The organism is Promicromonospora xylanilytica, from assembly GCF_054782895.1.
In genome coordinates this window covers 19,200-40,698 of record NZ_BAAGRP010000001.1, presented here as the reverse complement: position 1 = coordinate 40,698, position 21,499 = coordinate 19,200, and the positions used below count along the sequence as shown (strand labels likewise).

20 protein-coding genes are annotated in these 21,499 nt (G+C 70.1%); 15 read left to right on the top strand and 5 right to left on the bottom strand.

Annotation, left to right across the window (positions count from 1 at the left end; all coding sequences use genetic code 11):
* Positions 1–91 precede the first annotated feature (91 nt).
* Complete coding sequence (locus tag ACYVK7_RS00180; RefSeq protein ID WP_460885961.1) at positions 92–841, top strand: SDR family oxidoreductase; 750 nt, start codon at positions 92–94, stop codon at positions 839–841.
* A 63-nt stretch (positions 842–904) separates the two neighbouring features.
* Here ACYVK7_RS00180 and ACYVK7_RS00175 read toward each other — a convergent pair whose 3' ends face one another.
* The gene (locus ACYVK7_RS00175; protein ID WP_460885655.1) at positions 905–1,657 is read right to left on the bottom strand and encodes an IclR family transcriptional regulator; all 753 of its coding nucleotides are present in this window, start codon (positions 1,655–1,657) and stop codon (positions 905–907) included.
* Positions 1,658–1,726: 69 nt separating this feature from the next.
* Here ACYVK7_RS00175 and eda point away from each other — a divergent pair, with 69 nt between their 5' ends.
* From eda to ACYVK7_RS00160, 3 genes are read left to right on the top strand one after another with little or no spacing between them, the layout of a single operon-like run.
* Positions 1,727–2,392 (top strand): bifunctional 4-hydroxy-2-oxoglutarate aldolase/2-dehydro-3-deoxy-phosphogluconate aldolase, encoded by a 666-nt coding sequence (gene eda, locus ACYVK7_RS00170; RefSeq protein ID WP_460885654.1) that lies wholly within the window; start codon positions 1,727–1,729, stop codon positions 2,390–2,392.
* A complete protein-coding gene (locus ACYVK7_RS00165; protein WP_460885653.1) occupies positions 2,389–3,489 on the top strand; it encodes a sugar kinase in 1,101 nt (366 codons plus the stop codon). Before eda ends, ACYVK7_RS00165 begins: the two co-directional genes overlap by 4 nt.
* Before the next feature lie 48 nt (positions 3,490–3,537).
* Positions 3,538–4,533 carry an NAD-dependent epimerase/dehydratase family protein gene (locus tag ACYVK7_RS00160; RefSeq protein WP_460885652.1) on the top strand — a complete coding sequence of 332 codons (996 nt, stop codon included), beginning with the start codon at positions 3,538–3,540 and terminating at the stop codon, positions 4,531–4,533.
* Between the two features lie 3 nt (positions 4,534–4,536).
* On the opposite strand, the gene ACYVK7_RS00155 is transcribed toward ACYVK7_RS00160, so the two are convergent.
* Positions 4,537–5,583, bottom strand: a complete 1,047-nt coding sequence (locus ACYVK7_RS00155; RefSeq protein WP_460885651.1) for a LacI family DNA-binding transcriptional regulator — start codon at positions 5,581–5,583, stop codon at positions 4,537–4,539.
* A gap of 282 nt (positions 5,584–5,865) precedes the next feature.
* Between ACYVK7_RS00155 and ACYVK7_RS00150 the strand changes: the two genes are divergently transcribed.
* The 5 genes from ACYVK7_RS00150 to ACYVK7_RS00130 all read left to right on the top strand — a co-directional run bounded on the left by ACYVK7_RS00150 (position 5,866) and on the right by ACYVK7_RS00130 (position 12,074).
* Positions 5,866–6,894: an ABC transporter permease gene (locus tag ACYVK7_RS00150; protein WP_460885650.1), complete on the top strand. Its 1,029-nt coding sequence runs from the start codon at positions 5,866–5,868 to the stop codon at positions 6,892–6,894.
* Complete coding sequence (locus tag ACYVK7_RS00145) at positions 6,888–7,811, top strand: carbohydrate ABC transporter permease (protein ID WP_460885649.1); 924 nt, start codon at positions 6,888–6,890, stop codon at positions 7,809–7,811. Before ACYVK7_RS00150 ends, ACYVK7_RS00145 begins: the two co-directional genes overlap by 7 nt.
* A gap of 84 nt (positions 7,812–7,895) precedes the next feature.
* Positions 7,896–9,557, top strand: coding sequence for an ABC transporter substrate-binding protein (locus tag ACYVK7_RS00140; RefSeq protein WP_460885648.1), 1,662 nt, complete (start codon positions 7,896–7,898; stop codon positions 9,555–9,557).
* Between the two features lie 120 nt (positions 9,558–9,677).
* Positions 9,678–11,219, top strand: coding sequence for a GH39 family glycosyl hydrolase (locus ACYVK7_RS00135; protein ID WP_460885647.1), 1,542 nt, complete (start codon positions 9,678–9,680; stop codon positions 11,217–11,219).
* Positions 11,220–11,429: 210 nt separating this feature from the next.
* On the top strand, positions 11,430–12,074 hold the full coding sequence (locus ACYVK7_RS00130) for a DUF624 domain-containing protein (RefSeq protein WP_460885646.1): 645 nt from the start codon (positions 11,430–11,432) through the stop codon (positions 12,072–12,074).
* A gap of 92 nt (positions 12,075–12,166) precedes the next feature.
* Here the strand turns inward: ACYVK7_RS00130 and ACYVK7_RS00125 are convergent, their stop codons facing one another.
* Positions 12,167–13,789: a GH35 family beta-galactosidase gene (locus ACYVK7_RS00125; protein WP_460885645.1), complete on the bottom strand. Its 1,623-nt coding sequence runs from the start codon at positions 13,787–13,789 to the stop codon at positions 12,167–12,169.
* A 153-nt stretch (positions 13,790–13,942) separates the two neighbouring features.
* Between ACYVK7_RS00125 and ACYVK7_RS00120 the strand changes: the two genes are divergently transcribed.
* Together ACYVK7_RS00120 and ACYVK7_RS00115 are read left to right on the top strand one after the other, a co-directional pair.
* Positions 13,943–15,619, top strand: a complete 1,677-nt coding sequence (locus tag ACYVK7_RS00120) for a metallophosphoesterase family protein (RefSeq protein ID WP_460885644.1) — start codon at positions 13,943–13,945, stop codon at positions 15,617–15,619.
* A gap of 57 nt (positions 15,620–15,676) precedes the next feature.
* Positions 15,677–16,597, top strand: a complete 921-nt coding sequence (locus tag ACYVK7_RS00115; RefSeq protein ID WP_460885643.1) for a hypothetical protein — start codon at positions 15,677–15,679, stop codon at positions 16,595–16,597.
* Here ACYVK7_RS00115 and ACYVK7_RS00110 read toward each other — a convergent pair.
* On the bottom strand, positions 16,594–16,965 hold the full coding sequence (locus ACYVK7_RS00110) for a winged helix-turn-helix transcriptional regulator (protein WP_460885642.1): 372 nt from the start codon (positions 16,963–16,965) through the stop codon (positions 16,594–16,596). The two genes, ACYVK7_RS00115 and ACYVK7_RS00110, sit on opposite strands and share 4 nt — an antisense overlap.
* Positions 16,966–16,969: 4 nt before the next feature.
* Between ACYVK7_RS00110 and ACYVK7_RS00105 the strand changes: the two genes are divergently transcribed.
* The 4 genes from ACYVK7_RS00105 (at position 16,970) to ACYVK7_RS00090 (ending at position 19,249) form a co-directional block, all read left to right on the top strand.
* Positions 16,970–17,779 carry an SDR family NAD(P)-dependent oxidoreductase gene (locus ACYVK7_RS00105; protein ID WP_460885641.1) on the top strand — a complete coding sequence of 270 codons (810 nt, stop codon included), beginning with the start codon at positions 16,970–16,972 and terminating at the stop codon, positions 17,777–17,779.
* Positions 17,780–17,909: 130 nt separating this feature from the next.
* Positions 17,910–18,149, top strand: coding sequence for a hypothetical protein (locus tag ACYVK7_RS00100; RefSeq protein ID WP_460885640.1), 240 nt, complete (start codon positions 17,910–17,912; stop codon positions 18,147–18,149).
* Between the two features lie 44 nt (positions 18,150–18,193).
* Positions 18,194–18,547 carry a YnfA family protein gene (locus ACYVK7_RS00095; RefSeq protein ID WP_460885639.1) on the top strand — a complete coding sequence of 118 codons (354 nt, stop codon included), beginning with the start codon at positions 18,194–18,196 and terminating at the stop codon, positions 18,545–18,547.
* Positions 18,548–18,718: 171 nt separating this feature from the next.
* Complete coding sequence (locus ACYVK7_RS00090) at positions 18,719–19,249, top strand: pyridoxamine 5'-phosphate oxidase family protein (protein WP_460885638.1); 531 nt, start codon at positions 18,719–18,721, stop codon at positions 19,247–19,249.
* Positions 19,250–19,340: 91 nt separating this feature from the next.
* Here the strand turns inward: ACYVK7_RS00090 and ACYVK7_RS00085 are convergent, their stop codons facing one another.
* Positions 19,341–21,461, bottom strand: a complete 2,121-nt coding sequence (locus ACYVK7_RS00085) for an alpha-glucuronidase (RefSeq protein ID WP_460885637.1) — start codon at positions 21,459–21,461, stop codon at positions 19,341–19,343.
* Between the last annotated feature and the right edge of the window lie 38 nt (positions 21,462–21,499).

Here is a 21,499-nt window from a genome sequence, read left to right as displayed (position 1 = left end):
CGGCCCGGGTCGCCCCGGACCTGACGAAAGAAAACACAACGTGAGTACTACGAGCACCATCGCGCCCGACACCGGCCCCGTGCTGGACCGGATGTTCAGCCTGTCCGGCCGCACCGCTGTCGTGACGGGTGCGAGCAAGGGCATCGGCCTGGGCATCGCGACCCTCCTCGCGCAGGCGGGGGCCGACGTGGTCGGCGTGAGCACGACCATGTCGGACGGCGACACCGACGCCCGCAGGGCCGTCGAGGCGGCCGGTCGCACCTTCACGCCGATCGCCGCCGACCTCTCGGACCGCGCGGCCGTGGCGGCGCTGAGCGACCGCTTGACGGGGCTCGAGGTGGACGTGCTCGTCAACAACGGCGGGACGATCCGCCGGGCCCCGGCCGCCGAGCACCCTGACGCCGACTTCGACCACGTGATCGAGGTGAACCTGCGGTCCGCCTGGACGCTGTCCCGCGAGGTCGGCCGGTCCATGCTCGCGCGGGGCCACGGCAAGATCATCAACACCGCCTCGATGCTGAGCTTCCAGGGCGGCGTCAACGTACCGGGGTACACGGCGTCGAAGTCTGCGCTCGCGGGCCTGACCAAGGCGCTCGCCAACGAGTGGGCCGGCCGGGGCGTGAACGTCAACGCTGTGGCCCCCGGCTACGTCGCGACCGACAATACGGAGGCGCTGCGCGGCGACGCGGGCCGCAACGCCGAGATCCTCGGACGCATCCCGGCCGGCCGCTGGGCCACGCCGGAGGACATCGCCGGCGCGGTGCTCTACCTCGCCGCGCCCGCGTCCGACTACGTGCACGGCACGATCATCCCGGTCGACGGCGGGTGGCTGGCCCGATAACCCCCACGTTGAGTGCTGGGTATGTGCCCTCCAGGAGCCTTCAGAGGGGCACATATCCAGCACTCAACGGGTGTGGGGGGTGGGCAGGGTCAGGCCGGCCGGGAGCAGGGCCGGCAGCACGTCCAGGAGCGCCGCGACCCGCTCCGCACGGGCCGTACCCCGCAGCCGCTCGACCGGCGCGGTGATGCTCACCGCCGCGACAGCGCGCCCGGCACGCAGCAGCGGCACGGCGATGCAGGCGATGCCCGCCTCGTTCTCCTCGGTCTCGCCGGCCACGCCGCTCGCCCGGGCGGCGTCCAGCACCGCGCGGAGCTGCTCGGTGCTGGTGTCCGCGCCGGCGAACCGCTCGAGCGCGGCGGCGTCGAGGTCCTCGGCGGACAGCAGCGCCCGGCCCAGCGCGGTGGTCGCCGCCGTGCGCCGCCGGCCCACGGCGGACCAGACCCGGACCGCGCGCTGCGGCTCGACCTTGTCGAGGTAGACCACCTCGCGCCCGGCGAGCACCCCGAGGTGCACGAGCTCGTCGGTCTTCTCGCTGAGCACCGTCAGGGCGGGATGCAGCAGGGCCGGCAGGTTCTCCTCGGCCAGGTAGGTGCTCCCGAGGGCCAGTGCCGCCGGGCCGAGCCGGTAGGCCCCGCTCGGCGTCTGCTCGGCGTACCCGCGGTGCCGCAGCGCGGAGAGCGTGCGGTGCAGGGTGGGCTTGCTGACCCCCACCGCCCGGGCCAGCACCGCGAGCGGGGCACCGGCCGCGCCGAAGCCGGCGAGCGTGTCGAGCGCCTGCAGCGCCTTGTCGACGCTCCCGAGCGGGCTGGCATCCATGGGGCTTCCTCACGTAGCATGCGTTCCGTAGTGAACAACAGACGTTCACCATAGCGAAACGGAGACCCGATGTCATCCCCGGACACCACAGTCCTCGAGACCCTCGCCGCCCACCGGCTCGTCCCGGTCGTCGTGGTCGACGGCGCTGACGAAGGCGCCCGCCTGGCCGACGCGCTCGTCGCGGGTGGCCTGCCCGTCGCCGAGATCACGCTGCGCCTCGCCGGCGGCGTCGACGCGATCCGCGCGGTCGCCAAGAACCAGCCCGACGTCGTCGTGGGAGCCGGCACCGTGACGACGGCGCAGCAGGTGGACGACGTCGTGGCCGCCGGCGCCCGCTACATCGTCTCCCCGGGGCTGTCCGCCGCCGTCGTGCGGCAGGCCCAGGAGCACGGCATCCCCGTCCTGCCCGGCGTGGCCACGCCGTCCGAGATCATGGCGGCGCTCGACCTGGGGATCGACGTCGTCAAGCTGTTCCCGGCGTCCGTCGTCGGCGGGCCCGCCGCCATCAAGGCGTTCTCCGCACCGTTCCCCGGCGTGCGGTTCGTGCCGACGGGCGGCGTCAGCGCCGCCAACCTCGGTGACTACCTGACCCTGGCGCCGGTGCTCGCTGTCGGCGGGTCGTGGATGGTCGACCGCAAGCTCGTCACCGCCGGTGACTGGGACCAGATCACCACCCGCACGCGCGACGCCGTGGCGCTCGCCGCAGAGCTCGACTCCAAGGAGAAGAACCGATGACCTCGCTGAACGTCCGCCCCGCCGCCGAGTGCGCCTACGACGTCGTCGCCCTCGGCGAGGTGATGCTCCGCCTCGACCCGGGTGCCCGGCGGGTGCGCACCGCCCGCAGCTTCGACGTGTGGGAGGGCGGCGGCGAGTACAACGTGGCACGTGGTCTGCGCCGCTGCTTCGGCCTGCGCGGCGCGATCGTGACGGCGCTCGCCGACAACGAGATCGGCCGGCTCGTCGAGGACTTCATGCTGACCGGCGGCCTCGACACCCAGTACGTGCAGTGGGTGCCGTACGACGGCATCGGCCGTGCCGTACGCAACGGCCTCAACTTCACGGAGCGCGGCTTCGGCGCCCGCGGCGCCGTCGGCGTCAGCGACCGCGGCAACACCGCGATCGCGCAGATGCAGCCGGACGACGTCGACTGGGACGCGCTGTTCTCCCGCGGTGTGCGCTGGCTCCACACGGGCGGCATCTTCGCGGCCCTGTCGGAGTCGTCCGCGGACGTGGCGGAGGCCGCGATGACCGCCGCCCGCCGGCACGGCACCATCGTGTCCTACGACCTGAACTACCGGCCCTCGCTGTGGAAGGGTATCGGCGGCGAGGAGCGTGCGCGCGAGGTCAACCGGCGTCTCGCCCAGCACGTGGACGTGATGATCGGTAACGAGGAGGACTTCACGGCCTCGCTCGGCTTCGAGGTCGAGGGCGTCGACGAGAACCTCACCGACCTGGACACCGGTGCGTTCCGCGCGATGATCGAGACGGCGTCGGAGGCGTACCCGAACTTCCAGGCGATCGGGACCACCCTGCGCGGGGTGCGGTCGGCCTCGCGCAACGACTGGGGCGCGATCGCCTGGTCGCGCAAGGAGGGCTTCGCCGAGGCCACCCACCGGTCCGACCTGGAGATCTTCGACCGCGTCGGCGGCGGTGACTCGTTCGCCTCGGGCCTCGCGTACGGGCTCATGGAGCTCGGCTCGCTGCAGGAGGCCGTCGAGTACGGCGCCGCGCACGGAGCCCTGGCGATGACCACGCCGGGCGACACCACGATGGTGACGTTGGCCGAGGTCGCCAAGCTGGCCGGGGGCGGGAGCGCCCGCGTCCAGCGCTGATCACGGCCCGTCTCCCGGGCGGCCGGACAGGGTGCAAGGATTGGCGCCATGTCGTCCAAGAGCATCCTGTTCATCGGTGGAAGCGGAATCATCAGCCACGCCTCGGTGGCCCGGGCCGCACGGCTCGGGCACCGGGTGACGGTGCTCAACCGAGGCCGGTCCTCGACGCGTCCGCTCCCGGCGGGGGTGGAGACCCTCGTCGCCGACGCGAACGACGCCGGGGCGGTGGCCGCGGCCCTGGGCGCCCGGGAGTTCGACGTCGTCGCGCAGTTCCGGGCGTTCAGCCCTGAGCACGTGGCGCGCGACGTCGCGCAGTTCGCCGGCCGGACCGGCCAGTACGTGTTCATCTCGTCGGCGTCGGCGTACCAGACGCCGCCGGCACGGCTGCCGGTCCGGGAGTCCACACCGCTGCGCAACCCGTTCTGGCAGTACTCCCGTGACAAGATCGCGTGCGAGGACCTGCTGGTCAGGGAGTACCGGGACAACGGGTTCCCTGCGACGATCGTGCGGCCGTCGCACACGTACGACCGCACGCTGCTGCCGACGTCGGGCGCGTGGACCGACGTCGCGCGCATGCGCACGGGCAAGCCCGTGGTGGTCCACGGCGACGGCACGTCGCTGTGGACGCTGACGCACACCGAGGACTTCGCCGTGGGGTTCGTCGGGCTGCTCGGTCATCCGCTCGCGGTGGGCGACACGTTCCACATCACCGGTACGCACGCCCCCACATGGGACCAGATCTACACCTGGCTGGCCGAGGCGGCGGGCGTGCCCGGCCCGGACCTGGTGCACGTGGCGTCCGAGACGATCACGCGGGTCCTCCCGGAGCTGGGCGCAGGGCTGGTCGGCGACAAGGCGCACTCGATGGTCTTCGACATCTCGAAGGTGCGCACGCTCGTGCCGGAGTTCGGCACAACCATCACCTACGACATCGGCGCCGTGGAGCAGATGGCGTGGTTCGACGCGCACCCGGAGGCCCAGGTGGTGGACGCCGACCTGGACGCGGCGTTCGACCGGCTGGCGGCCCACGCCCGCTCGATCTGAGGATCAGGGCAGCGGCGCGGTCGACTCCCGGACCACCAGCTCCGTGGAGAGGTTGAGGCGGCGCACCTTCGGTGACCGGCCGCGCGCCATGTCGATCAGGATCTGTGTGGCGGCCGCTCCCATCTCGGCGAGCGGCTGCCGCACCGTCGTGAGCGGCGGCCCCACCCACGAGGCGAGCGGCAGGTCGTCGTACCCCACCACCGACAGGTCCTCCGGCACGCGCAGGCCGAGCTGGTGCGCGGCGCGGAGCACCCCGAGCGCCTGCATGTCGGAACCGGCGAACACCGCGGTCGGGCGGTCCGGCAGGGACAGCAGCTCGACGCCGACGTCGAACCCGGCCTCGACGTAGAAGTTGCCCTCGCGCACCAGCGTGGGGTCGACGGCGACGCCGCGCTCCTCGTGCGCCGAGCGGAACCCGTCGACCCGGGCGCGGCTGCACAGCATGTCCGAGGGGCCCGTGATCATCGCGATGCGGTGGTGCCCCAGCGTGAGCAGGTGGCGCGTGGCCAGCAGCCCGCCGTTCCAGTTGTCCGAGCCCACCGCGGCGACGTCGGCCGGCGGCTCGCCGTCGGTGTCGATCACCACGTAGGGGATGCTGCGCCGGTCGAGCTGCTGGTGCTGCGCCTCCGAGAGGTTCGCCGCGACGAGCAGCACGCCGAGCGGCGGCCGCGCGATGGTCGTGTCGAGCCATGTGGCGGGCGGGCGGTGCTCGCCGCCCAGCTCGGACAGGATCACGCTGGTCCGGGACTCGGCGGCGGCCGCCTCGACGCCCCGGATGATCTCCATGGACCAGCCGGAGCCGAGCCGGTGGAAGACGAGGTCGATCAGGCCGGTGCCCAGTGGCGCGGTCGCCGGACGGCGACGCCGGTACTGGTGCTTCTCAAGGGCGGCCTCGACGCGCTCGCGCGTAGCCGGGGCGACGTCGGCCCGGCCGTTCAGCACCTTGGAGACCGTGGGCACCGAGACACCAATCTCGCGCGCGATCGTGGCGATCGTGGGCGTTGCCGCGACGGGGTTCAGTCCGCCCGGTCCTGTGTTGAGCTCAGCCATGCGGGTCGCCACCACCTTTCGCAGCTCGTCGTCGCAACTTTCGGCCCATCACATTCTGACCGTACACCGCTCGCACCGCCGGGTTGGCCAACACGAGGCTGACATCGAATCGTGACCTGACCCCGAGCAACCACGGCTTGACTGTGTGAGCGGAGTCACCCTACTGTCCGAGAAACCAAAGTATCGGCAATCGTGCCGATAGTTTTCGAAAACGTTCCACGACGAAGTGGACCGACCCCAGTGACGGGGTCAAGGACACGGCGCCGTGGCCGGAGGACATCGATGGCACGAGGCACCGGGACGGTCGAGACCGTGCCGCAGACGGCTGGGAAGCCGCCGGGTGGGACACCGCCGGGTGGCACGGTGGGCGTGAGCGCGGACAGCCCCCCGCCCCAGCAACTGCGGAACACCTACACATGGGCGCGCGCGCTGCGCAAGGACTGGCGGCTCTACACGTTCCTGATCCTGCCCGTCATCTACCTGATCATCTTCAGGTACGTACCGATGGCCGGGAACGTCGTCGCCTTCCGCCGGTTCCGGCCGGGCAGCTCGATGTTCGGCGACGAGTGGGTCGGCTTCTACTACATCGAGATGTTCATCCAGGACCCCAAGTTCTGGGACGTCTTCCTCAACACCGTCGTCCTGGGCACGCTCACCCTGGTGGTCGTCTTTCCGCTGCCCATCGCGCTAGCCCTCATGCTGAACGAGCTGCGGTCACGTCGGTTCAAGAAGATCACGCAGACGATCACCTACCTGCCGCACTTCATGTCGATAGTGATCGTGGCCGGCTTCGTGTACCAGCTGACGGCGCTCAACGGCACAGTGAACCAGATCATCTCCGCCGTCGGCGCCGACCCGATCTCGTTCATGCAGCGGGACGACTGGTTCCGGACGATCTACGTGACGTCGGAGATCTGGCAGGTCGTCGGGTTCGGCACGATCCTCTACCTGGCCGCGCTGACCACCATCGACGACCAGCTCTACGAGGCGGCTCGGATCGACGGCGCCAACCGGTGGCAGCAGACGTGGCACATCACGCTGCCCGGCATCCGTCCGACGATCGTCGTGCTCCTGATCCTGAACATCGGCACGTTCATGGCGGTCGGGTTCGAGAAGGTGCTGCTGCTGTACAACCCGCTGACGTACGCGTCGGGCGACGTCATCGCGACCTACATCTACCGCGTCGCACTGAACAGCGGGAGCTTCTCCTACGGCGCCGCGATCGGCCTGTTCGAGGCGCTCATCGGTCTGACCCTTGTCCTCTCAGCGAACGCGATCGCGAAGCGCACGGTTGGAGCCTCCCTATGGTGACCACAGATCCGGCTGTCCCGGACATCTCTCGGGTCCGGCAGGTCCCGAAGACCGTCAAGGACTCGCGGTCCTATACGGTGTTCCGCGTCGTCAATGCCACGGTGCTGGTGATCGTCTGCGGCATCACGCTGTACCCGTTCGTGAACCTGATCGCCAAGGCGTTCAGCTCGCACGGCTACATCGTCGCCGGCCAGGTGAACCTCTGGCCGATGGGCTTCAACACCACCACCCTCATGGAGGTGCTGACCCAAGGGCGGTTCTGGACGGGCTACGGGAACACCGTCATCCACACGGTCGGCGGAACAGCCATCGCCATGGCACTCACCACCACGATGGCCTACGCGCTGGCGAAGAAGCACCTCAAGGGCCGGTCGTTCTTCATCGGCATGGTCGTGGTGACCATGTTCTTCAACGGCGGTCTCGTGCCGAACTACCTGCTGATCTCCGGGCTGGGGTTCAAGAACACGGTCTGGGCGATCATCATCCCGAACGCGATCAGCGCGTTCAACCTGCTCGTGATGAAGGCGTTCTTCGAGAACTTTCCGAGCGACCTGGAGGAGGCCGCGGCGATCGACGGCATGACGGTCTACGGGATCTTCTTCCGGATCGTGCTGCCGCTGTCCAAGGCGGTCGTGGCCACCATGATCCTCTTCTACGCCGTCGCGTTCTGGAACTCGTGGTTCCCGGCGATGCTCTATCTGAGCGATCCGGAGCTCCAGCCGGTCACGCTCTACCTACGCAACCTCCTGGCCGGCGCGACGGGCGCGGGCCGAGAGGCGGGCATGGAGGAGGTGCAGATCGGCGCCAACCTCCAGGCGGTGACCATGCTGCTGACGGTGATCCCGATCGTGTGCGTCTACCCGTTCGTCCAGAAGTACTTCGTCTCCGGCGTGATGCTCGGCTCGGTCAAGGGCTGACGCCCGCCGTCCCGCCGGTACCCCACAGGTGCACCAGACCATCTGACCGTCGCGAACAACGACGTTCACTACTGGAGGAGAATCATGAGGATCACCCGCAGAAAGACTGCCGCGGGAATGGTTGCGTCGGTCCTGGCCGTCACGCTCACCGCGTGCTCGGTCGGCGGCGACGGCGACGACGGCGGTGGCGAGGCCGGCGCAATCGACATGGAGTCTCAGGTCGGCTACATGGAGGACTTCGAGGCCGGCACCACGTTCAAGGCGACCGAGCCCGTGAGCTTCGGCCTGCTGTACCGCGACCACCCGAACTACCCGTTCAAGGACGACTGGCCGATCATCCAGCACCTGGAGGAGGACCAGAACGTCACGTTCGACTACGAGAACGTGCCGCTGGAAGACATGGCCCAGCGCCGGTCGGTGCTGATCAGCTCCGGTGACGCACCGGATATCATGCCCGTCACCTACCCTGGGGACGAGGCGCCCTTCGTGAGCGGCGGCGCACTGCTGCCGATCTCCGACTACGTGCAGTACATGCCGAACTTCCTGGAGAAGGTCGAGGCGTGGGACCTGCAGGAGGAGATCGACGCCCAGAAGCAGGACGACGGCAAGTACTACATGATCCCGGGGATCCACGAGATCGTCATCCCCGGTGCCTACACCGTCGCGATCCGCAAGGACCTGTGGGAAGAGGCCGGCCTCGAGCACCCGAAGACCTGGGACGAGTACGCCGACCAGCTCCAGGTGATCAAGGACGAGAACCCGGACCTGAACTACCCGATGACCGACCGCTGGTCGATCAGCGGTCCGGTCGAGGCCACGATCTCCGCGGCCGCGCCGAACTTCGGCACGGTGGCAGGCTGGGGCTACGGCCTGGGCCTGCAGTGGAACCAGGACGAGGGTGTCTACGAGTACGCGGGTGGATCGGACGAGTACAGGGCCCTCGTGGAGTACTTCGCCGGTCTGGTCGAGGACGGGCTGTTGGACCCCGAGGCGCTCACCCAGGAGGACGAGCAGGCCGAGCAGAAGTTCGCGTCGGGCCAGGCCGCCGCGATCGGCACCAACGACCAGGTGATCCTGGAGTACCGGAAGGCCTTCGAGGAGATCGGCGACAAGGACTCCGAGATCGAGATGATCACGGTTCCCGGCGGGCCGGCCGGCGACTACATCGCCGGTGGCACGCGCCGCGAGTCCGGCCTGATGTTCGCCGCGGGCGCTGCCGAGCAGGAGGACTTCCTGGCGATGCTGCAGTTCGTCGACTGGCTGTACTACTCCGACGAGGGCCTCGAGTTCGCCAAGTGGGGCGTCGAGGGTGAGACGTTCGAGTGGGAGGGCGACAAGCGCGTCCTCAAGGACGACGTCACCTGGGGTGCCCTGAACGAGGGCGCGCCGAAGCTGCTGAACGCCGACTTCGGCTACTACAACGGCGTCTTCTCGCTGGCCCACGGCTCGACCGAGGACCTGGACCTGTCGATGCGCAGCGATGAGTCGATCACGTACATCGAGGACATGAACGCCACCAAGGAGGAGCTGGAGATCCCGCCGGCCGTCGCGTACGACGAGATGGAGCAGGAGCAGGCGGGCCTGCAGCAGACGACGCTGCAGGACATGGTCTTCCAGGCCACCGCCCAGTTCATCCTGGGCCAGCGCTCGCTGGACGAGTGGGACGCCTACGTCGCCGAGCTCGAGGGCGCCGGGATGCAGGAGTACGTCGACCGCGCCAACTCCGCAGCCGGCGTCACCGAGTGATCCACGCCTGACCAGCCCCGTCTGCCGGTCCGAGCCCACACCTGGTTCGGGCCGGCAACGGTGCCCGGATGTACCACCGCCCGTACGCCGGGCACACACGTACCAACCTCGAGGAGCCCAGTGTCCCGCATCGTTGTACCGGCCGAATCCTCAGGTGCCTTGGGGGACGCCTGGCGATCATGCGTCGGCACCGGCCGCTTCAACCTGGCGCTCCGCCAGGACTACCAGGAATCCCTGGCCCTGGTGCAGCAGGACATCGGGTTCCGCTACATCCGGGGTCACGGCCTGCTGTCCGACGACGTCGGGGTGCTCCGGCCGTACGACGCGGCCGGGTACTCCGGGACCCGGTACGCCTTCACCTACGTCGACCAGGTGGTCGACGCCTACCTGAGCCTCGGGATCAAACCATTCCTGGAGCTCGGGTTCATGCCGGAGGCGCTCGCGTCCGGGACCGACACCGTCTTCTGGTGGAAGGGGAACATCACGCCGCCGCGTGACCACCGCGAGTGGGCCGGGCTCGTGCGGGCAACCCTGCGACACCTGGTCGACCGGTACGGCCTCGACGAGGTGAGCACCTGGCCGGTCGAGGTGTGGAACGAGCCCAACCTCGTCAACTTCTGGAAGGACGCCGACCAGGCCGCCTACTTCCACCTCTACGAGGTGACCGCGGCAGCCGTCAAGGACGTGGACCCGTCGCTGCAGGTGGGCGGCCCTGTCCTGTCACCAGGCGCCGACGACTGGTGGGAGCCCTTCGCCGAGTTCGTCACCTCGCGCGACGTGCCGATCGACTTCACGTCCGTGCACGCGTACTCCTCCGGTCCCGCGCAGCACGTGCCGTTCGGCGTCTATCAGACGCTCCGGTCTCCGGAGACCCTGCTCGACCAGTTCGCGCGACCACGCAAGCTGCTCGCGGGCACGCAGCTGGCGGAGCTGCCGCTGCACGTGTCCGAGTTCAACACGAGCTACCGTCCCGACAACCCGATCCACGACACCGCCTACAACGCGGCCTATCTTGCGCCGGTCCTGGCCGGCGGTGGCGAGCTGGTGGACTCGTTCTCCTACTGGACGTTCTGCGACGTCTTCGAAGAGGTCGGGGTGCCCGCGTCGTTCTTCCACGGCGGATTCGGCATGCTCACGCACCGCCAGATCAAGAAGCCGACGTACCACCTGTACGCGTTCACAGCGCGCATGGGCCAGGACGTCCTCGCCCGCGGCACCGACCATCTCGTGACCCGGGACTCTTCGACGGGTCGGGTCACCGTGCTGGCCTGGCAGCCGGTGGGCGGCACGGACGCCCCACCTGAAACGGACCGGCACGAGCTACGCCTGAGCCTCCCCGTCTCGGCGACCGGGCGGGTGTTCATCATGCGGCACGACGTCGATCAGGCCGCCGGGAACGCCTGGGCGGCCTGGGGGGCCATGGGGCGGCCCGCATCGCCGTCGGGCAGGCAGCTGGATGCGCTGCGCGAGGCGAGCGAACCTGCCCGCCGCGCGTACTCGCTCCCCGTTGTCCCGACGGTGGACGCCGGCCGGGTCGACCTCGACCTGACCATCGGCCGCCACGGGGTCACGCTCGTCGAGATCGACCCCGTGTGCGACGAGACCCCGCCGTGGCTGGACGACGCCAGGATCCTCGGGAAGCCCACGTTCGACCTGACCTGACCTGACCTGCCTGACCCGACCGGCCGGTGAAAGGGCACGACAATGACGTCACCCGGCCACGCGGGTCGGAGCGGGAAGCCACATGAGACGGAGAACGAGCGAGTGACGACATCGGACGACGGACCCCGGCGCGACCCGCTGCACTGGCCGCACGAGAGGCCGGGCCCGCCTCCTGGGCGTCCCCAGTTCGGTGAGGGCCCGCTTTCCCGCGTGACCAACGCGATCTACTGGTACCTGGTCACTGGGTTCCTCATGATCCTGACCACGCTGCCGGGGACGCTGCCCCTGCTGCTGCTGGACCGGTCGGCCGGCAACGCACCGCTGGTGGCACTGTGCCTGATGCCGTTGGGCCCGGCGTTCTCGGCAGGGCTGTACGGGTTGCGGAACCGGGCAGGCACCGAAGGGTTGACCCCGGCGCGAACGTTCTTGCGCGGATACTGGCAGAACTGGGCGGACGTGCTCAAGGTGTGGGTGCCGGCGCTCGTCGGTGGGATGGTGTTGGGCGTCACCCTGGCGAACTTCGGTGCCACCGGCGTACCGGACTGGTATGCCGGGCTGCTGCTCGGGATCTCCCTGGTGCTCGTGCTGACGTGCATGAACTCGCTGGTCATCGCCTCGTTCTTCAACTTCCGCACGCGCGACGTCGCGCGGCTGTCCGTGTACTACCTGTTCCGGTTTCCGCTCGTCACGCTCGGCACCGTGTCGTTGCTGGTGCTCGCAGGCGGCGTCGTCTATCTCGCAACGGAGGTGGCGTTCGCCGCGCTGGCGGTGCTCTGGGTGGCCGCCGTGCTGCGGAACTACGCGAAGCTGATCCGCGACATCGAGGAGCGGTTCACGGTGCCGAGCGCCGACTGACGGTTTCAGGCCGGACCACCTCGCCGGACCACCTGGCCGGACCGCCCAGTCGGACCGCGCCCAGCCGGTCCGCACACGGTCGGCTCGGCCCTTCAGCTGTACCGGTAGAGCCGGATCCGCTGAATCGCGAACCGGCCGGGCTCCAGCCGCAGGTGCCGTCCCTGGTGGGTCTGGTCCCCGTTGAGCCACCGCTGGTGCTTCCAGACGCCGTCGTGGTACCGGCCCTCCGCGCAGTCCAGGATGCCAACGCTCTCCGCGCCCGACCGAGCGGACGAGAACGTGACGGTGACACCCGTACCGCCGATGACGAGTTCGTCAGGTGCCGTCCGGATGACTATCGCGGCCGCGGGCAGCCTGGTGAGATCCGTGGACCGGTCATCGGCCTCGTTGATGACACCGTCGGCCAGGCTCGGCGCTGCGATGCGCTCGTAGGTCACCTCGAGCACGAGCTCACCGAAGACGATCCGGTGCGGGGATCGCTGGCTCTCCGCGGGTGGCACCAGCGCCGTCATGGTGCCGTCGCCGGCATGGGCCGCGATCAGCGGCGAGAGCTGGTTCACGACGTCGTAGCTCGCAGTCAGCGCCTCCGCGGCGGGGCCCTCGATCGTCTCGATGCCGAACGGCGAGAACCCGATCGCCCCGTGGGCGCCGAAAGCGTAGAGCGCGTTGGCCGCGGCGTCGGTGCTGCGTAGCGCCTCCGGCACGAACAGGGGGTTGCCGTCGCGCGTGTAGCGGCCCGCCCACTCCGCGAACTCGGGGAAGTAGATGTCCGGGGCGATGAAGTCGAGGGCGGGCGCGCCGGCACGCCAGACGTCGATCAGGTGCGGCAGGGGGCCGGCGCTCGGGTACTGACCTGGGAGGTATCCAGGCCGGATCAGTGCCGCGTTCGTGTACATCGGCAGGTCGAGCTCTGCCTTGCCGGCTGCGGCGACTGGCTGGACGTATCGAGCGAAGGCCCAGGCCATGAACAGCTCCTCGGTGGCTGGGCCCTCGCCGAAGACCTCGGTCCACGTCCCGCCGGTGCGGCCTCCCGCCGTCGTCCACCTCTCCCGCAGCTCGGGGGCCAGCGCCTCGTGATGCGTCTGCAGGTAGGCCATCAGCTCGGCGGGCACCGGTCCGGCGAACGCCCGCTCGGCCTCGGCGGTGTGGTCGCGGGCCTCCGGGATCATCCCGATCTCGTTCTCGACCTGGACGAGGACGACGACGTGCTCCCGGTCGTACGCGCGCAGCCGGCGCATGAGGGCCGCGAACGCCCGGGCGTCGGCGTCCCGGTTGTTGTCGCTGAACGGTGTGAGGATCTCGAGGGCGCGCCCGTGGGAATCCCGGCTGCGCGGAAATCGTTCGACGTCCGTCTTGACCCAGCCCGGTGCGTAGCACGACATGCTGTTCTTCCAGCTGCCGAACCACAGCAGTACGAGGCGCATCGCGTGGGCGGCGGCGTCGTCGATCAGCTCCTCGACGCTCGTCCAGTCGAACGTTCCCTCGGCGGGCTCGACCACGTCCCAGTACACCGGTGCGACGACGGTGTTCAGCCCCAGTGCCTCGAGCCGCGGCCAGTAGCCGGCAAGGTAGGTCCGCTCGGCGCTGGAGTTGCCCAGCTCGCCACCGCGGATCAGGAACGGCTCCCCGTCGACGACGAGCTGCGTGGCCGTGCCGGAGCGTCGCAGCCGCGGGATCCGGGCCCCGCCCTCGGGAACGGCGGAGGCGGCAGGCATCGGAGATCCAGGCGTCATGGCACGGCAGTCTGGCACACCCGGTGCCGCGGATGACGGCGCCGTTCACCTGCGCGTCGACCGAGGGCCCGGCAGCGGACACCTCCCGGCCGTAGCCTCGGCGCCGGACGATCCAGGTCGACGAGAGGCCCACGCATGACCTCCACTTTCCGCGCTCGGACACGACGCACGGTCGCCGTGCTGCTCGGCACGAGCCTGCTCGCGGCAGGCACCGTGGGCACCGCCGTCGCGGGCCCCGGCCGGCCCGGGCAACCCGACACCCGCGGCACCGACGACGTGCTCTACCGGCAGGGCTTCGACTCCCTTGCGGACAGCCTGCTGCCGCGCGCCGAGGACCCGGGCATCGAGCCCGGTACGGTCGGCTGGACGCACGAGGCGCCACGGGGCTGGTCGGTCGAGAACGGTCCCGCCCTGGCGGACGGCGGCGTGGAGGAGTGGCGCGGCTGGTCGTTCACCACCCGTGACTTCTGGACGGACGCCGAGGACCAGATGCGCTACCGCTTCGCCCGCGCGCAGGACGTGATCGCCGTGGCCGACTCGGACGAGTTCGCCGACGGCCCCGGCACGCCGGACACCTACGCGACGACGCTGGCGTCCGCCCCGGTCAAGGTCAGGGGTCGCGACCAGGTGGAGCTCACCTTCGACTCCCACTACCGGGGCTGGGCCGGGCAGACCGGCAGGGTCACGGTCGCGTTCGACGGCGGCGCGGAGACCGAGCTGGTCCGCTACGACAGCGACACGGTGACCGACGACTACGACGGAGGCCTGCTGAACGCCTCCGAGACCGTGCCGGTCGACGTGCCGCGCGGCGCGAAGCGCGCCGTCTTCCGCTGGCACTTCACCGCGGACGCGAACTCCTGGTACTGGGCCATCGACTCGGTATCGGTCCGTGCGGCGCTGCCACCGGCCGCAGGCGACCCGACGACGGCGTGGGTGCTCAGCGACATCCAGGGTGACCCCGACGACCTCGGCCACGCGCTGCGCGACCTCGACGCCGTCCGCCCGGACGCCGGCGGGCTGCTCATGGTGGGCGACATCGTCGCCTCGGGCTCGCCCGACCAGTGGCAGGACGTGGACGACGTCATGTCCGGGGCGGCCGACGTGCTGCCCGAGCAGGTCGTGGCGGGCATCGGCAACCACGAGAGCTACACGGGCGAGCCGTGGGAGGTCCTGCGCGACCGGTTCCTCGACTTCGCCGGCCGGGACCGGGTCTGGGACGAGTACCTCCTGGAGGGATCGGGCGGTGAGGTGCCGGTGCTGGTCCTCGGCCAGGAGGAGGCCCGCCCGCCGGAGGTCCCCATGTCGCGCGAGCAGGTCGAGTGGCTGTGCGACCGGCTCGCGTACTGGTCCGACCGTGACAAGCAGGTGCTGGTCATGTCGCACTTCCCGCTCGGCGACACCGTCTCGGCGTCGTGGATCCCCTGGTACAGCGACAGCTACCAGTACAACGACGAGCTGACCGAGCTGCTCGGCGCCCACCCCAACGCGATCCTGTTCAGCGGGCACACCCACTACCCGTTCGAGCTCGGTGACTGGGCGGTGCAGCGCCGTACGGCCGAGGGACACCCGGACGGCTTCTGGACCGTCAACACCGGAGCCGTCCAGGTGGAGTGGGACGCGCGCGGCGAGAGCACGTCCGGCATCCAGGAGGTCGTGACGCGCGACATCAACCGTGGCCTCACCGTGGACGTGTTCGAGGACCGCGTGGTCGTCGAGGCGCGGGACTTCGGCACGGTGGACGCCCAGGCGCCCGACAACGACGTGAACGACGTGGTCCGGTCCGTGACCATCCCCAACCCGCTCGCGGAGTGACGGCGGTCGTGCAGCCCAGCATTGTCCGATCTGCGGCACTTGCGCCAGGGTGAGCGCATGGCGATCAAGCAGGGGGACCCGGGACGACTGACGTACCGCTATCTACGGGTGGCGATAGTGGCCGTGGTGCTGGTGCTGTTCGTGTCGTTGGTGATGCAGATCGTCGCCGACCACGGGCGGCTCGGCTCCGGCGAGGAGTGGTGGCACGCGTCGATCAGCGCGTACTTCTACTCGCCGGTGCAGAGCATCTTCGTGGGCACGCTGGTGGGGATCGGAACGTGCCTCATCGCGATCAAGGGCCGGCACGGCGCCGAGGAGGTGCTGCTCAACTTCGCGGGCATGTTCGCGTTCGTCGTGGCGCTGGTCCCGACGCCGCTCGACGCCGCGATGTGCACCCGCGAGCCGTACTGCCTCGACGTGCCCGAGCGGGTGGGCAACAACATGGGCACGCTGCTCCTGGTCGGCGGGCTGGTCCTGGTGCTGGCGACCTGGCCGCGGCGCCGCGACCTGGGTACCCGGGCGGGGGCCGACCTCTGGCTGACCTGGCTCACATGGGCGGCGACCGGAACGTGGTTGCTGGCGTGGTCCGAGAGCTTCCTGGCGTTCGCCCACTACGCCGCGGCGATCCTGCTGTTCGCCTGCCTCGTGGCCGTCGCCTGGATCAACGGCTCCGACCATGCGGTCACCGCCCAGGCGCTCGAGCGGCTGCGGGGCATGTCGGCGGCCGCCTACCGGGTCTGGTACCGGTGGATCGCCGTGCTGATGGCCGTGGTGCTCGTGGTGGGCCTGGCCACCATGGTCGTCCTCGACCGGTACCTCCCCGACCTGTTCCCGCAGACGCTGTTCGTGGTCGAGACCGTGCTGATGCTGACCTTCGCGCTCTTCTGGCTGCTGCAGACCATCCAGTTCTGGGACATCGGCCTGCCCGCACGCGCCCTCATCGGGGAGCGGAAGACCCCTGGCGACACCCCGCTCTAGTCACCGGCAGCGGCGTCGAACCGCTGACGCGCCGCCTCGATGCGCTCGATGTTGTCGAGCACCCAGCCACCCAGTGCCCTGACCGGCACGGCCATCTCCTGGCCGAGCTCGGTCAGGGCGTACTCGACGCCAGGCGGTTTCGTCGGGTAGACGGTGCGCGAGACGAGACCGTCGCGTTCGAGGCCACGGAGCGTCACAGCCAGCATCTTTGGCGAGATGCCGCTGATCTGACGCCGGAGCTCGTTGAACCGCATCGATCCAGCCTCTAGCTGCATGAAGATCAGGAACGACCATTTGTCGCCGGCTCGCGCCAGCGCACTGGCGACCCGGTGACAGTCGCCGGTTTCCTGAAGGTTATCTAGTTCCAAGTAAGTGCCTCCTTGGCTCAGGCAAGGTCTCCTACCTACATTAAGTATCCATTGGAAACCGAGCCTTCTCGACACAGGGAGACATCTCATCAACGCGCAACGAGTCGTCCTCATCACGGGCGGCACCTCGGGTATCGGTCTGGGCCTCGCCGAAGCCTTCATGGGCGAGGGAGACGCCGTGGTCGTCTGCGGTCGATCACGAGAAGCAATCGACCGATTCGCACGCACTCATCCGGACGCGTTGGCCATCCAGGCCGACGTAACGGTCCCGGAAGCACGATCGGCCATGCTCGACGCCGTCAACGACCGCTTCGGCCACCTCGACGTCCTCGTCAACAACGCCGGTACGTACGTCGAGCGAGACTTCACGGCATCCGGTGTCGCTACGCGGCACCTCGATCAGGAGGTCGGCCTGAACCTGACCGCGCCCATCCACCTGACCGGCGAAACGCTCGCTCGCTGGCCGTCCCTGGAGGCGATCGTGTTCGTCACCGCCGGCTTCGCCCTGGTCTCACCCGCCCGCGCACCGAGCTACGGAGCAGTGAAAGCAGGCCTGCACGGCTTCGCGGAGGGGATTCGCCGCCAGCTCGCACCGCATGGCACGCATGTGCTCGAAGTGTTGCCGCCCATGACGGACACGCCGATGAACGACGGCAGTGCGGGGAAGAAGCTCGCGCCCTCGGAGGTGGCCGACGTGACTCTTCGAGCGTTGCGGCGTCGACAGCCGATGGCGTTGCCGGGCAGCACGAGGATGCTTCCGACCCTGCTGCGGATCGCGCCCGGGCCGATCGGCCGGATCGTCGGGGCGCTCTGACGCATCCATCGGGACGGGCTCGGCTCGCTCGGGCTGGGTGCGAGCGGAGACTTCTCGCCGTACGGTCGAGGAGCGGCGGTGCGGTCGGGCTACCGGTCGCGCCGCCGCACCACTCCAGGGAGGAACCAGCATGAGCGAGAGCGAGAGCGAGAAGTACGACGCCGTCTCCGGTCACGTGCCCAGTCCTGGGCCGCCCGCGGTCCCTGGCGAGGACCGTGACGACGTCGACCGTGCGGACATCGACGCGGTGGGGACACCGACGGAGAACCCGGGACCCGCGGAGGAGGACGAGCGGCCGGAGGCGATCCCCGGCGAGTATCCCGAGGACAACCCGGACCTCGAGGGCGAGGAGCGGTTCGACGCCGGCTGAGCGCCGGAGCCTGACCTGCGTGTCCCGGCGGCTACCGTCGTGGCATGGACGGACTGCTGAACGTGTCGCGCTCGATCATCCTGTTCGTCGCCGCCGCGGTGTTCGAGATCGGGGGCGCGTGGCTCGTGTGGCAGGGCGTCCGCGAGCACCGGGGCTGGCTGTGGATCGGTGCCGGGGTGATCGCGCTGGGCCTGTACGGGTTCTTCGCGACCCTCCAGCCCGACGCACACTTCGGCCGGATCCTCGCGGCCTACGGAGGAGTCTTCGTGGCCGGCTCGCTCGCGTGGGGCATGGTCGTCGACGGGTTTCGCCCGGACCGCTGGGACGTCGCGGGTGCGCTCGTCTGCCTCGTCGGCGTCGCGATCATCATGTACGCGCCGCGGGCGACGGCAGGCTAGGCGCCTTCTTCGGTGAGGCGGAGTGTCAGCCGTGAGCGTCCGGTGTTCGTGCGGAACCGATGACTTCCCGGGCGGCTCCTCGTCGGGCCTGGCACGGCGAGCTGCGCCGTGAGCAGGGCCGGGACGCGCGTCCGCCTGCGCCTGTGTCGACCGACCCCGAGGAGCCCGATCATGGACGACCCCCTGACCACGCTCGACGCCCGGTTCAGCGACCCGGGCGCCGAACCGACCAGCTGGCAGGCCGCCCAGGAAGTGCTCGAGAACGCACAGATCTCCTGGGTGACCACGGTGCGCGCCGACGGCCGCCCGCACGTCACGCCCCTCGTCGCCGTCTGGCTCGACGGAGCGCTGCACTTCACGGTCGGCCCGGAGGAGCAGAAGGCCGTCAACCTGGCCACCAACCCGAACGTCGTGCTGACCACGGGTCGTGATACCTGGGACGAGGGCCTGGACGTGATGGTCGAGGGCGCGGTGCGCCGCGTCACGGACCGGGAGTCGCTGGAACGGCTCGCCGTGGCCTGGCGCTCCAAGTGGGACGGCCAGTGGCAGTTCGAGGTGGGTGACGGGGTGTTCCGCAACGACGTCGGCGGGCCGGCTCTTGTGTTCGCCGTGGAACCGGCCAAGGTGCTGGCCTTCGGACGAGGCACGAACACCCACACGCGCCACGTCCCCCGCCGCCCGCGGCGGGCGGCTCCCGAGTGATCGGTAGAACGTCAGGTGATCGGTAACCCGGGCTACCGATCACCTGACGTTCTGCCGACCACCAGGAGCCGACCGCGGCGGGCGCTCCCCGCTAGTAGATGCGGCGGCCGTGGGCGTCCGGGATGCCCGACTTGCGGAAGAAGTAGGTGTTGATCTGGTCGCGCCACTCCGTCGCGCTGCGGAGCTGCTCGGCGAACCGCTCCGCGACCCGCTCGGAGAGGCGCGGGTCCACGAGGGCCGAGACGGCGGACCACGCCTCGATCATCGCCTCGACCCGCTCGACGCCTTCGAAGTGGGTGTCGTAGATGTGCTGGATCACGGTCTTCCCGCTGTGCAGCACGTGCGTGTACGGCACATGGTGGAAGAACAGCAGCAGCTCGTCGGGGCAGGTCGACAGGGACTCGTAGGTCTCGCGCCACGGCGCGGGGTACTGCCCGGCGTACCCCGTGCCGGTCCGCGCCGTGCGGTCCACGCCGATCCCGTCGCGGTCCGCGAAGTGATAGGTGCCCCAGGGGGTGTACTCGTAGCCGTCGACGTCGGGCCCGTAGTGGTGGCCGGGGCGCACCATGAAGCCGACACCGAGGGGAGCGGTGTACTGCTCGTACGTCTCCCAGGACCGGTCCAGCACGGCGTGCACGGCGTGGCCGACGGCGTCCGTCGCCCCCGGGAACGTGAGGCCCACCCACTCGTCGAGCACCGCCGCCGGGTCGAGCGTGGGATCCCAGCACAGGCGCCCGTACGCGTAGAGGTTGGCCTGGGCGAACGGGTGCCCGGTCCAGAACTCGTCGTCACCCACGTTGGAGACGGCGGCGAACCCGCCGGCGGGCTTGCGCCACGTGCCCGTGCCGGGGTCCTCGGCGGCCTTGCCGCGGCCGGTCGCGAGGTCCGCGACGGTGGGTGACCCGCCGTCGCGGCCGGAGGGCTCCCAGAAGCGGAACCCCAGGATCTGGCTCCACTGCGGGCCGAGGTAGACGGCGTGCCGCTGCTGGCCCGTGTACTCCTGGGTGACCTGCAGCTCCAGGGCGACGCGGGTGTGCGGCATGGCCGCGACGACGGGGGAGACCGGCTCGCGCACCTGGAAGTCCATCGGACCGTACTTGACCTGCACGATCACGTTGTCGGAGAACGCGCCGTCCAACGGCTGGAAGTGGTCGTGGGCCGCACGGGCCCGGTCCGTGGACCGGTCGCGCCAGTCCTGCCGGTGGTCGTACACGAAAGCCCGCCAGTGGATCAGGCCTTCGTAGGGCTCGACGGCCGCCGCGAGCATGTTCGCGCCGTCGGCGTGGGTGCGGCCGTAGGCGAACGGGCCCGGCTGGCCCTCGGAGTCGGCCTTGACGACGAACCCGCCGAAGTCGGGGATCGCGTCCCACACCAGCGCCGCCGCCCGGGTCCACCAGTGCGCGACGTCCTGGTCGAGGGGGTCCGACGTGTCCAGCCCGCCCAGGGTGATCGGGGACGCGAACGACACCGACAGGTGCACCCGGATGCCCCACCGCCGGAAGACGGCCGCGATCCGTACGACGTCCCCCAGGTCGTCGGTGAGCAGCCGGGCCTCGTGCGCGTGCACGTTGACGTTGTTGATGGCCACGCGGTTGACCCCGACGGCCGCCAGCAGCCGTGCGTACCGCTCGACGCGCGACAGGTCCGCCCGGACGAAACCGTTGTCGTAAAAGAGGGAGCCGCCCGAATATCCTCGTTCCACCTGGCCCATCACCGGATGCGTGGCCACGTTGTCCCAGTGGTCGAGCATCCGCAGACCGGTGGCGGGCGCGTGCGTCTCGTCGGCGTCCGGCCCCTCGAAGGCGGCCTCGCCGAGGCGCACCACGTGGAAGAACCCGTACAGCAGCCCGGCGTCGCACCGCGCCTGCACGACGACGGCGCCCGACTCCCGCGTGAACCGGAAGCTCTCGTCGGCGTCGGCCAGGCAGGCGTCGTCCGGATCCGCGCCGCCCGGGCCGGTGTCTGCCGGTGTCGCCGCGGCCGGCGCGAGCGTCAGCACGAGCTCGGCGTCGGCCACGCCGTCGCCCACCTCGAGGCGGGAGAACGCGCCGCCGAACCGCGCGGTCGCGGCGGCTACCTCCTCGGCGACGGTTCCCGCGAGGGCGCCGTCACCGGCCACCACCACGCGGCGGCGGCCGAGGGCGGCGAACGCGTCGTCGGGCAGCCAGGCCGGATGGGGAACGAGGGTCGAGCGCGGAGAATCACCGGTCATAGGTCGTTGTCCCGTCCGTCTTGCGGTTGATGGCCAGA

What these genes read in the sequence shown, in the direction of transcription:
- ACYVK7_RS00180 (WP_460885961.1), top strand. Translation starts at nt 92, where the DNA reads ATGTTCAGCCTGTCCGGCCGCACCGCTGTCGTGACGGGTGCGAGCAAG.
- ACYVK7_RS00175 (WP_460885655.1), bottom strand. Translation starts at nt 1,657, where the DNA reads ATGGATGCCAGCCCGCTCGGGAGCGTCGACAAGGCGCTGCAGGCGCTC.
- eda (WP_460885654.1), top strand. Translation starts at nt 1,727, where the DNA reads ATGTCATCCCCGGACACCACAGTCCTCGAGACCCTCGCCGCCCACCGG.
- ACYVK7_RS00165 (WP_460885653.1), top strand. Translation starts at nt 2,389, where the DNA reads ATGACCTCGCTGAACGTCCGCCCCGCCGCCGAGTGCGCCTACGACGTC.
- ACYVK7_RS00160 (WP_460885652.1), top strand. Translation starts at nt 3,538, where the DNA reads ATGTCGTCCAAGAGCATCCTGTTCATCGGTGGAAGCGGAATCATCAGC.
- ACYVK7_RS00155 (WP_460885651.1), bottom strand. Translation starts at nt 5,583, where the DNA reads ATGGCTGAGCTCAACACAGGACCGGGCGGACTGAACCCCGTCGCGGCA.
- ACYVK7_RS00150 (WP_460885650.1), top strand. Translation starts at nt 5,866, where the DNA reads ATGGCACGAGGCACCGGGACGGTCGAGACCGTGCCGCAGACGGCTGGG.
- ACYVK7_RS00145 (WP_460885649.1), top strand. Translation starts at nt 6,888, where the DNA reads ATGGTGACCACAGATCCGGCTGTCCCGGACATCTCTCGGGTCCGGCAG.
- ACYVK7_RS00140 (WP_460885648.1), top strand. Translation starts at nt 7,896, where the DNA reads ATGAGGATCACCCGCAGAAAGACTGCCGCGGGAATGGTTGCGTCGGTC.
- ACYVK7_RS00125 (WP_460885645.1), bottom strand. Translation starts at nt 13,789, where the DNA reads ATGCCTGCCGCCTCCGCCGTTCCCGAGGGCGGGGCCCGGATCCCGCGG.
- ACYVK7_RS00120 (WP_460885644.1), top strand. Translation starts at nt 13,943, where the DNA reads ATGACCTCCACTTTCCGCGCTCGGACACGACGCACGGTCGCCGTGCTG.
- ACYVK7_RS00115 (WP_460885643.1), top strand. Translation starts at nt 15,677, where the DNA reads ATGGCGATCAAGCAGGGGGACCCGGGACGACTGACGTACCGCTATCTA.
- ACYVK7_RS00100 (WP_460885640.1), top strand. Translation starts at nt 17,910, where the DNA reads ATGAGCGAGAGCGAGAGCGAGAAGTACGACGCCGTCTCCGGTCACGTG.
- ACYVK7_RS00095 (WP_460885639.1), top strand. Translation starts at nt 18,194, where the DNA reads ATGGACGGACTGCTGAACGTGTCGCGCTCGATCATCCTGTTCGTCGCC.
- ACYVK7_RS00090 (WP_460885638.1), top strand. Translation starts at nt 18,719, where the DNA reads ATGGACGACCCCCTGACCACGCTCGACGCCCGGTTCAGCGACCCGGGC.
- ACYVK7_RS00085 (WP_460885637.1), bottom strand. Translation starts at nt 21,461, where the DNA reads ATGACCGGTGATTCTCCGCGCTCGACCCTCGTTCCCCATCCGGCCTGG.